A 10,251-nucleotide genomic window follows, 5' to 3' on the forward strand; every position below is an offset into this window, starting at 1 on the left:
GGAAAAGTGCGAAGCGGTTTTCCGAAGAGATCATGCTCAAACAAAGAGCCAAGGCGCGATGATGATTCAACCCGATCTCATCGCGCTTTAGTGTCGACCTTCCAGAATGGCAAAACAGAACGGCGCCCGAGAGTGGCATCGGGCGCCGTTGATTTAACGTCTTCCGGAGTCGTTCAATTCAGCGGTCGTCGAAACCGGGCAGCGCGGCGGTATGCTCTGCGCGAGCGCCTGTGAGCTTATTGGCGTTGAGGTGGAGCGCACGCAGGATGGTCGGCGCAACCTGCTTGTTCTCGACCTTCTCATCAACCACCGCGCCTTCGAAGCCCGGGTTGGCGACAACCAGCAGGACGTGAGTATCGTCGTCGGTGAACCCGCCATGCTCGGACACCTTCTTCGAACTCGCGCTGTAGATCGTGCCGTGGATCGGCTGGATGATGATGTCGGGCGTGCGGCCCTGGGCCGGGTTGCCGAATTTGTCCTTCAACTCGTCGCCGGCATAGATCTTTTCGATGCGGGCCTGGTTGAGGAGAACCTTGTCGTTCTCGAGAATGCTGACGGCCCTGGTGGCCTGGCTCTGATCGGCCAGCCAGATCAGCGAGACATCGTCGGCTGTCTCCAGGGCCGCCTTTACGCCGCCGGCGGCCAACAGGTCGACCGGGTCGACGACGTCGGGATGGCCCAGCGGCAGCCTCGGATTGGTGCTGCCCTTGAGCATGTGAAGCTGGCCCACGTCGATCGGTGACTGGCCGTGCTTCGCGCCGACGATGACGAGGGTGTTCCTGGTGAGATGCTGCTTGTCGAGCTGTTCAAGCATCTGGCCGAGCGAGCTGTCGACGAAGTCGAGCGACAATTCGAGCTCCGTGCTCGGTGTGCCGGCCGCGTCCGTGTAGCCGTCGGCGGTGATCTTCTGGCCGACACTGACGGCCTGGAAGTTCATGCCCAGGAGCGCCGGCACGCCGACGGTCTTCGTCCCGGTATGGTCGAGGCCCTTGATCCAGTTCAGGACTGAGGTGACCTTCAGGTTGTCGTAGTAGCGGGTGTAGACTGGGTTCACGGTCCAGTCGTCACTGGCTTTGGGCGTCGGGATCAACTGAGGTGCGGTGGCAAGCAGGGTCGTCGAATTGATCTCGGGAGCGTAGAGTTCATCGAGACCCTTGCCGGACGGGCCGCTGATGATCTCATAGGCCGGGTGCTTGTCCGACCAGGCCGTGCGCAGGCCGGCCTCGTGGATGACCTCCATGATCGTTGTGGTGTCGTTCTTCAGGTAGGCGTGCGGATAGACCGGCTGGCAAGCGCCGCCGACCTTGCGCAGCGGCAGGTTCGCCGGATTGATGTGATCGGAATTGGCCGGACCGCCGCCGTCAAGCTTGCTTAGATCGTAGTCAAGCGCTTCGAAATATGTGGCTTCGGTGCCCGGTTTGCCCTGACAGTTGCTTCCGGGCGGATACAGGGTCTGGTCGTAAGTGTCATCGTAGAAGACGCCGTGCGTCTTTGGTGAGGCGCCAGTCATGAATGCCAACAGTCCTGGGAACGAATCCGAGGGGTAGGAGGTGTGCGCATTGGTGTAGTGCACACCGTGCCTCAGCAGCTTGGCGAAGGTCGATTTGGGATGGCCTTTGACGTAACGCTGCAGGTCGACCTCGTGCATGCCGTCGACGCTGATCAAGAGCACGTGCTCGATGGCACGATGCTCACGATGATCGTCATCGTCGGCGCGCGCGGGTGCGCCGAGCGCGGTCGAGCCAAGCAATACTGCAATCGCGAGCTTTCCAAATCCATTCATGATTGACGCCCTTTCTGGAGAAATCGGCGTCCTTGAATACCGCTGCGAACACGACGGCGATGTGAAACCGGAATGATGATGTCATGACTGTACGCATATCCATGGAGGCCCCTCGATGGAGGAAGAAGCCTGGATCGAGCGAATATCTGCGGCAATATCTGTCTTGCTGGCCTCCGGGGTTATTTGCGGCGCGCCGAGCCTGCTTTCGACCCTCGACAGACATCCCGGTTGCATCTGCTTGGTTTGGGAACAGGCGCTGGCCGGTTTCTGTCCGCATTCATCCGAGGCTGCGACCAAGTCCGAGCGGCCCGCCGTCCGGATGAGGTTCGCGCAGGAACCTTGCCCTGTCTGGGATGTTGGAGAGCAATTCAACAAACTCAGGAGGAACTCTCATGAGAGCCCTGTTATTGGCTGGTGTACTGGCGGTCGCCGGTTTCGCTATGGCCACGCCGATCTCCATTGCACCCGCGTCAGCTCAGGTTGCCGTTGATACTCCGCTCGGCGGCGTGAGAGTGGGCCCGGAGCCCCGTTACTACCGAGACTACGATCGACCCGCTTATCGCGCCTACGGGTATGATCGCGGATATCGCGGATGCCGCACCGTCACGATCGAGCGTGACGACGGATCGGTCCGGAGAGTTCGTCGCTGCGGCTAGCAGTACCGGACCAGAGGATCGACTTCCGGGCTTACAAGGCCGCTCGAGTCGGTTCTCGCAATCAAGGAATTGGAGCCATCGACTAGGGCCGCTGCTGTTGGCGGCCTGTTTCATTTCGCGAATGCCGCCTATCGGCCCAAGGTGTTGGGTCCAAGGCCGGCATGCGTTCATGTCGGATTCCACATCGCCTCCGCAGGGGCAAGCGGACGCGTCCGAACTCACCGTCGCAGCGCCGGCACCACCAGGAACGGGATCAGGCCGAGCACCACATTGACCAGCGCGAAGGCGATCAACGGATTGTAGCTGTGGGTCCAGTCGTGGATCAGGCCGCCGCCCCATGAGCCAAGGCCGGAGCCGAGGCCGCTGCCGATCATGATCGTCCCGTAGATCGTGCCGACGCGCTCGCCGCGGAAGATCTTCAGCGCGGTCGCGGTGATCAGCGGGCCGCGCGAGCCGATCATGCTGCCGAAGCAGATGATGAAGCCGGTCAGCAGCCAGTAATTCGGATACCACTGCAGCAGCCAGAGCAGAATGATGCCGAGGATCGAGACGCCGTAGCTGAACAACACCGAGGGCCGGCGGCCGATGATGCCGTCGAGGGTGGACACGCCGAGCATGCCGACGAACAGCGCGACGCCGGAGAAGCCCCAGGCGGTTGCCGCCTGCAGCGGCGGGAAGCCGACATCGATCAGATAGGCGACGATCTGCGCGGTCAGCGCATACATCGCGATCGCGGTGAAGAAGAAGGTGGAGAACAGCGCCCAGAAGGCGTGGTGGCGCATTGCGCCGAGCAGCGTCCAGCCTTCGTCGGCCAAGCTGCTTTCCGCCTTCCTGACGATATGCGGCGATCCGCCGGCGAGCAGCCGCCATGGCAGAAAGACCAGCGGAACAAGCAGGCAGAGCGCGCCGATGCCGAACACCTGATAGGCCTCGCGCCAGCCGATCCGGTCGATCAGAACCTGCGACAGCGGCAACAGCAGCAACAGGCCGGCGCCGGTCGCCGAATACATCACGGCCATCGCGGTCGGCAGGCGTGGTCCGAACCAGCGGCCGAGCAGGATCGAATTCGACACATTGCCGATCAGCGCGGTGCCGAAACCGACGCAGAGGCCGACGCTGAGCTGGAATTGCCAGAGTGCTTGCGCGCGCGAGGCGACGAGGAAGGCGCAACCGAGCAGCGAGAGGCCGAGCGCATAGACCACGCGCGGACCCGAGCGGTCGAACAGGCGTCCGACCAGTGGCGCGGTCAGGCCGCTGGCGAGCCAGGTCAGCGAGTAGACCGACACCACAGAGGCGCGGTCCCAGCCGAAATTTTCCGAGATCGGTTTCAGGAAAACGGTGAAGCTGTCGCTAAGGCCGCGCCCAAGCACCGACAGCACGAAGCAGAGCGCGAGCACGTTCAGCGCGACGCGGGACTGCTTCGCCGGCGTTGCAAGCGTGTCGTTCGGAGGCGTGGTCTGCTGGTCCATCGGAAAGATGGGAGCGCGCTTTCCGCACTCCCGACAACCGACAAATGCGAATGCGCCTATGCAGGCTTCAGCAGGACGTGGCGCTTCTTGCCGAGCGACAGTTTCACCACGCCTTCCGGCGTGAAATTGGCCGAAGTCAGCAGCATCTTCTCATCGGTCACGGCAGCGTCGTTGACGCGAAGGCCGCCGCCCTTGATCTGCCGGCGCGCTTCGCCGTTGGAAGCGACGAGCTCGGCCTTGACGAAGGCGACCAGCACGCCGACGCCGGCTTCAAATTCGCCGCGCGGAATTTCCACCGTCGGCAAGGTTTCGGCCAGCGCACCTTCCTCGAAGGTGCGGCGCGCGGTCTCGGCGGCTTCGTTCGCTGCATCGCGGCCATGGAGCAGGGCGGTCGCCTCGGTCGCCAGCACCTTCTTGGCCTCGTTGATCTCGCCGCCGGCCAGCGCCGCAAGCTTGCTGATCTCGCTCATCGGCAGGATGGTGAACAGCTTGAGGAACTTGACGACGTCGGCGTCCTCGACATTGCGCCAGTACTGCCAGAAATCGTAGGGCGAGAACTGGTCGGCGTTGAGCCACACCGCGCCCTTGGCGGTCTTGCCCATCTTGTCGCCGGAGGCGGTGGTGAGCAGCGGCGTGGTCAGCGCGAACAGTTGCGGCGTGCCCATGCGGCGGCCGAGATCGACGCCGTTGACGATATTGCCCCACTGGTCGGAGCCGCCCATCTGCAGCCGGCAGCCCGCGCGGCGCGACAGCTCGACGAAGTCGTAGGCCTGGCAGACCATGTAGTTGAATTCGATGAAGCTCATTTCCTGCTCGCGCTCGAGCCGGAGCCGCACCGAGTCCATGGTCAGCATGCGGTTGACCGAGAAGTGCCGGCCGATGTCGCGCAGCATCTCGATCCAGTTCAATTTGGTCAGCCACTCGGCATTGTCGAGCATGATGGCGTCGGAAGGCCCATTGCCGTAACGCAGCACCTTGGCGAACACGCCGCGGATCGAGGCCTTGTTGGCTTCGATCTCCGCAACCGTGCGCATCGCGCGCGTCTCGTCCTTGCCGGAGGGATCGCCGACCATCGTGGTGCCGCCGCCCATCAGCGTGATCGGCTTGTTGCCGCTCTGCTGCAGCCAGTACAGCATCATCATGGTGAGGAAGTTGCCGATGTGCAGCGACGGTGCGGTGCAATCATAGCCGACATAGGCGGTTGCCTCGCCCTTCGCGGCGAGCGCGTCGAGGCCCTCGAAATCGGAGCACTGGTGGACGAAGCCGCGTTCCTGTAAAGTGTTCAGGAAATCCGATTTAAATGCAGTCATTTGTCGGCGAGCCAGATCATTCTTGTTTTACGGTTTTTGCATCTATTTGCGGAACCTTGATGCTTGAGGCTGCCGCAGGCGGACGCGCAGTGGCATTATAGGATGTACTTGTTTGAGACAAGCCGGGGGTTCCCGGCTGGGGCGCTTCCAACATGATGTTAACGGCACTCGGTCTGATGAGCGGCACCTCGCTCGACGGGGTCGACGTGGCATTGATCGAGACCGACGGCCGCCAGATCAAGGCCTTCGGGCCCTCGGGCTATCGGCCTTATACCGAAGGCGAGCGCAGCCTGCTGCGCCAGGCGCTGACGGAGGCGGTCCATCTGTCGCGGCGCGACGCCCGGCCGGGGATTTTGCGGCAGGCCGAGCAGGCCGTCACCACCGCCCATGCCGAGGCGGTCGCCAGCTTCACGGCCCAGCACCGGATCTCGGCCCAGGACATCGACATCGTCGGGTTCCATGGCCAGACCGTGCTGCACCGCCCCGAGCGGAGGTTGACGGTGCAGATCGGAGATGCCCTGGCGCTCGCCAAGGTGATCCACATTCCGGTGATGCACGATTTCCGCGCCGCCGACGTCGAGGCCGGCGGGCAGGGCGCGCCTTTCGTGCCGGTCTACCACCGCGCGCTGGTGCAATCGCTGAACCGCGAGGGGCCGATCGTCGTGGTCAATATCGGCGGCGTCTCCAACATCACCTATATCGACGGCACGGACACGTTGATCGCCTGCGACACCGGGCCGGGCAATGCGCTGCTCGACGACTTCATGTTCCGTCAGATGCACCAGCCGTTCGACACCGCCGGCAAGTTCGCCGCGCTGGGCAAACCGGACGAGCCCTGGATCGCACAGGCGTTGAAGCTGCCGTTCTTTGCCCTGCCGCCGCCGAAATCGCTCGACCGCAACGACTTCGCCAGCCTCAAGCTCGGCGCCGTGGCGCCGGCCGATGGCGCCGCGACGCTGACCGCCTTCACTGCCGCGGCCATCGCCCGCATCGTGCCGCTGCTGCCGAAACGGCCGAAAAGCTGGATCATCTGTGGCGGCGGCGCCTCCAACCTCACGATGCTGCGGATGCTGCGCGAGCGCCTGGCGCCGGCGACCGTCGAGCCGGCCGAGGCGCTCGGCTGGGCGGCGGACGCGATCGAGGCGCAGGCGTTCGGCTTCCTTGCCGCGCGCGGCATGAAGGGCCTGCCGCTGAGCTATCCCGCCACCACGGGGGTGCCGATCCCGATGACCGGGGGCATTATCGCGCGACCGTGATTTAGATGCAATTGCATCTACCTTGACAGTTCCATGCCGTTGCATTTAATTCGATGCAGTTGCATTGAACGCGAGGTTCGTCATGGCCGCCCTGAAACTGATCAGCCACAAGCTCTGCCCCTATGTGCAACGCGCGGTGATCGCACTGGGTGAGAAGGGCGTGCCGTTCGAGCGGATCGACATCGATCTCGCCAACAAGCCGGACTGGTTCCTGAAGATCTCGCCGCTCGGCAAGGTGCCGGTGCTGCTGGTGACGCGCGACGACGGCAAGGAGGTCGCGCTGTTCGAGAGCAACGTGATCTGCGAGTACATCGAGGAGACGCAGGCGGGGGAGAAGCTGCATCCGGAGAACGCGCTGACGCGCGCCGAGCATCGCGCCTGGATGGAGTTCGGCTCGGCCATTCTCGGCGATCTCTGGGGGCTCGAGACTGCGACAGATGCCGCGGCCTTCGAGAGCAAGCGGCAGGCGGTCGCGGCGAAATTCGCGCGCGTCGAGGCTGCGCTCGGCGCCGGTCCGTTCTTCGCCGGGCAGAATTTCAGTCTGGTGGATGCGGTGTTCGCGCCGATCTTCCGCTATTTCGATCTGTTCGACCAGCTGACCGATCTCGCTGTTTTCACGCACACGCCAAAACTTCGCGCCTGGCGCAGCGCGCTGGCACAGCGGCCGAGCGTACGCAGCGCGGTGTCGCCTGATTATCCGGCGCTGCTGCACGCGTTCCTGGTCGGCCACCGCGCGCATATGCTGAAGCTTGCCGCGTAAGCCATGTCGCACTCGGTTGCCTGGATCGCGCTCATCATCGCCGGCCTGCTGGACGTCGGCTGGGCGGTTTCGATGAAATATGCCGAAGGCTATACGCGGCTCGGCTGGACGCTGGTCTCGCTGCTGCTGCTCGCGGCGTTCGTGTTCCTGCTCGGACGCGCGCTGCAGGTGCTTGGCGTCGGCGTCGCCTACACGGTGTGGACCGGCATCGGCGCGGCTGGCACGCTGGCCATGGGCGTGCTGCTGTTCAACGAGGCGCTCAACCCGATGAAAGTCGCGGGAATCGCATTCGTGCTGATCGGCATCACCGCACTGAAGCTGGCGCCGGAATAGGTCAGTGCCGTAGCCCGGATGAGCGCAGCGATATCCGGGTTCTTGTCGGTCGCGCCCCGCATGTCGCTTCGCTCATGCGGGCTACGTGGAATCCGTAGCCCGGATGGAGCGAAGCGCAATCCGGGGCAGGTCTAACCGCTGAGACAGTGATCCCGGATTTCGCTTCGCTCCATCCGGGCTACAAGATCGCGTCAGCGCACGTTGGCGAGACGCATGTCGAGATAGCCGGTCACCGTCTCCATCAGCGGCTCGAGCTTGCCGTCGAAGAAGTGGTTGGCGCCGGGGATGACCTGCTGGTCGATCACGATGCCCTTCTGCGTCTTCAGCTTCTCGACGAGCGTGTTGACGTCCTTGGGCGGCACCACGGCATCCTTGTCGCCGTGCACGATCAGGCCCGACGACGGGCAGGGTGCAAGGAACGAGAAGTCGTAGAGATTGGCGGGCGGCGCGATCGAGATGAATCCCTCGACCTCCGGCCGGCGCATCAGAAGCTGCATGCCGATCCAAGCGCCGAACGAGAAGCCCGCAACCCAGCAGGCGCGCGCCTCCGGATTGATCGCCTGCGCCCAGTCGAGCGCGCTCGCGGCGTCAGACAATTCGCCGGTGCCGTGATCGAACGAGCCCTGGCTGCGGCCGACGCCACGGAAGTTGAAGCGCAGCACCGAGAAGCCGCGATGCGCGAACGCGTAGTAGCACTGATAGACGATCTGGTGGTTCATCGTGCCGTGGAACTGCGGATGCGGATGCAGGATCATCGCAATCGGCGCGTTCTTCTGCTTGGCCGGGTGGTAGCGGCCCTCGAGGCGGCCAGCAGGGCCGGTGAAAATGACTTCAGGCATTGTGTTCCCTTGATTGCCGCGTTCCCTTGATTGACGTCGATCAATCAACCGGTTGGAGCCATCTTCAGCGACGGTTCGCGAACAGAGCAGCTCGTGATGAAATCGGCGCAGGCACCGCCGCGCGGCACGCTGGAGGCCTTCTAGCATGACGCAAGGGGCAAAAATCAAGGAAATTGTGCCGCTTGGCGGTCGCGAATCCGCGTCGCAACGCGCACGTTGCCGAACGCGGCGACGGCGATCCGGATCGACACGCCGGATCGCTTCGAAGGCTACCTGACGTTTCAGCCTGTTATAATGCTATCGTGCTCAAGGGATCGCGAACGCCGTGTCTCGCGGCAGCAAGGCTCCCGCCGCGCGTGAAAAATCTCCCGTGCCGGTGACGTCTGATCTGGTCTCGGTCGTCAACTGTCGTTATCTCGCAGTGAAGGCCGCAACCATGGTGGTTGCCGCGGATAGCTCCATGGCCGATCGCGTCTATCTCGATTGGAATGCCACCACGCCGCTTCGCCAGGAGGCGAAGGCGGCGATGGCTGCGGCGTGGGAGTTGATCGGCAACCCGTCCTCGGTGCACAGCGAGGGCCGGCGGGCGCGACGGCTGCTTGAGGATGCCCGCAATGCCGTGGCGAAGGCGGTCGGCGGCCGGCCGCAGGACGTGGTGTTTCTCTCCGGCGGGACCGAAGCCAATGCGCTCGCACTGACGCCGGGATTGCGCCGTGCTGCGGGCGCGCCGGTGCAGCGGCTCCTGGTGTCGGCGATCGAGCACGCGTCCGTGCTCGCGGGCGGTCGGTTTGCGACCGAGGCGACCGCCGCAATCCATGTCACGCGGGCCGGCGTGATCGATCTCAACCATCTGCGCGCACTGCTGGCGGACGGTCCGCCGGCTCTGGTCTCGGTGATGCTGGCGAACAACGAGACCGGTGCCATTCAGCCGGTGGCTGATGTCGCCGCAATCGTCCATGCGGCCGGCGGGCTGCTGCATGTCGATGCGATCCAGGCGTTCGGCAAGATCCCATTCGATCTGGCCTCGACGCAGGCCGACCTGGTGACGCTGTCGGCGCACAAGATCGGCGGACCGAAGGGCGCAGGCGCGCTGGTGCTCGCCGAGGGCGTCGAGGGTCTGGAGGCGTTTCTGCGCGGCGGCGGGCAGGAGCTCGGGCGGCGGGCAGGAACCGAGAATATCGCCGGCATCGCCGGGTTCGGTGCGGCCGCCAAGGCCGCGATGGCGGCGCTGAAGGGCGACGCGGCCCGCGTCAGGGGATTGCGCGACCGGCTCGAGCACGGGCTGCGGCAGACGCCGGACGTGCTGGTGTTCTCCGATGACGTCAAGCGGTTGCCTAATACCGTTCTGTTCACGGCACCCGGCATGAAGGCCGAGACGGCGGTCATCGGGTTCGACCTCGGGGGAATCGCGGTCTCGTCCGGTTCCGCCTGCTCGTCGGGCAAGGTCCAGCCGTCCCACGTGCTGGAGGCAATGGGATACCGTCCGGAGGTGTCCCAGGGAGCGGTGCGGCTCAGTCTTGGCTGGTCTACCACGGAGACAGACGTGGATTTGACCCTCAAGGCTTGGCGAAAGCTCGCCGATACCTTAGTTAAGGGGAGACGACGAAACACAGCTTGAACTGTTCTAAGCGGATTTCGTCATCAAAGCATCGTAAGAGATTTTCGGAACTTGAGATCCACCGCGGTCCTTGAAACCGCGAGCGGAGGATTGAATGCCTGCTGTACAAGAGACGGTCGAGCGCGTCCGGCGCATCGACGTCGACCAGTATCGATATGGGTTTGAGACGCTGATCGAGTCCGACAAGGCCCCGAAGGGGCTGTCGGAAGACACCGTCCGCTTCATCT

At 64.0% G+C, this 10,251-nt stretch carries 8 protein-coding genes; 4 read left to right on the forward strand and 4 right to left on the reverse strand.

The annotated features are described in order from the left end of the window. Positions 1-178: 178 nt before the first annotated feature. From I6F38_RS27540 to tyrS, 3 genes are all read right to left on the reverse strand, one after another. Positions 179-1,783, reverse strand: coding sequence for an alkaline phosphatase family protein (locus tag I6F38_RS27540; RefSeq protein WP_225162548.1), 1,605 nt, complete (start codon positions 1,781-1,783; stop codon positions 179-181). 874 nt (positions 1,784-2,657) lie between these two features. After that, complete coding sequence (locus tag I6F38_RS27545) at positions 2,658-3,908, reverse strand: MFS transporter (RefSeq protein ID WP_225162549.1); 1,251 nt, start codon at positions 3,906-3,908, stop codon at positions 2,658-2,660. Positions 3,909-3,964: 56 nt separating this feature from the next. After that, positions 3,965-5,218, reverse strand: coding sequence for a tyrosine--tRNA ligase (gene tyrS / locus I6F38_RS27550; RefSeq protein WP_225162550.1), 1,254 nt, complete (start codon positions 5,216-5,218; stop codon positions 3,965-3,967). Between the two features lie 152 nt (positions 5,219-5,370). Here tyrS and I6F38_RS27555 point away from each other — a divergent pair, with 152 nt between their 5' ends. The 3 genes from I6F38_RS27555 to I6F38_RS27565 all read left to right on the forward strand — a co-directional run bounded on the left by I6F38_RS27555 (position 5,371) and on the right by I6F38_RS27565 (position 7,567). Beyond that, positions 5,371-6,474, forward strand: coding sequence for an anhydro-N-acetylmuramic acid kinase (locus I6F38_RS27555; protein WP_225162551.1), 1,104 nt, complete (start codon positions 5,371-5,373; stop codon positions 6,472-6,474). 82 nt (positions 6,475-6,556) lie between these two features. Beyond that, positions 6,557-7,234 (forward strand): glutathione S-transferase family protein, encoded by a 678-nt coding sequence (locus I6F38_RS27560; protein ID WP_225162552.1) that lies wholly within the window; start codon positions 6,557-6,559, stop codon positions 7,232-7,234. A 3-nt stretch (positions 7,235-7,237) separates the two neighbouring features. Then, on the forward strand, positions 7,238-7,567 hold the full coding sequence (locus I6F38_RS27565; RefSeq protein WP_225162553.1) for a multidrug efflux SMR transporter: 330 nt from the start codon (positions 7,238-7,240) through the stop codon (positions 7,565-7,567). A 191-nt stretch (positions 7,568-7,758) separates the two neighbouring features. On the opposite strand, the gene I6F38_RS27570 is transcribed toward I6F38_RS27565, so the two are convergent. Beyond that, complete coding sequence (locus I6F38_RS27570; protein ID WP_016843213.1) at positions 7,759-8,406, reverse strand: alpha/beta hydrolase; 648 nt, start codon at positions 8,404-8,406, stop codon at positions 7,759-7,761. A gap of 460 nt (positions 8,407-8,866) precedes the next feature. Between I6F38_RS27570 and I6F38_RS27575 the strand changes: the two genes are divergently transcribed. Continuing rightward, entirely contained in the window at positions 8,867-10,024 is a 1,158-nt protein-coding gene (locus I6F38_RS27575) for a cysteine desulfurase family protein (protein ID WP_225162555.1), read from the forward strand. Positions 10,025-10,251: the final 227 nt, after the last annotated feature.

The organism is Bradyrhizobium sp. BRP56 (assembly GCF_020194035.1).
Lineage (GTDB): Bacteria > Pseudomonadota > Alphaproteobacteria > Rhizobiales > Xanthobacteraceae > Bradyrhizobium > Bradyrhizobium australafricanum.

Coding starts and splice junctions, on each gene's coding strand:
- I6F38_RS27565 (WP_225162553.1), top strand. CDS start 7,238: ATGTCGCACTCGGTTGCCTGGATCGCGCTCATCATCGCCGGCCTGCTG.
- tyrS (WP_225162550.1), bottom strand. CDS start 5,218: ATGACTGCATTTAAATCGGATTTCCTGAACACTTTACAGGAACGCGGC.
- I6F38_RS27570 (WP_016843213.1), bottom strand. CDS start 8,406: ATGCCTGAAGTCATTTTCACCGGCCCTGCTGGCCGCCTCGAGGGCCGC.
- I6F38_RS27545 (WP_225162549.1), bottom strand. CDS start 3,908: ATGGACCAGCAGACCACGCCTCCGAACGACACGCTTGCAACGCCGGCG.
- I6F38_RS27560 (WP_225162552.1), top strand. CDS start 6,557: ATGGCCGCCCTGAAACTGATCAGCCACAAGCTCTGCCCCTATGTGCAA.
- I6F38_RS27540 (WP_225162548.1), bottom strand. CDS start 1,783: ATGAATGGATTTGGAAAGCTCGCGATTGCAGTATTGCTTGGCTCGACC.
- I6F38_RS27575 (WP_225162555.1), top strand. CDS start 8,867: ATGGCCGATCGCGTCTATCTCGATTGGAATGCCACCACGCCGCTTCGC.
- I6F38_RS27555 (WP_225162551.1), top strand. CDS start 5,371: ATGATGTTAACGGCACTCGGTCTGATGAGCGGCACCTCGCTCGACGGG.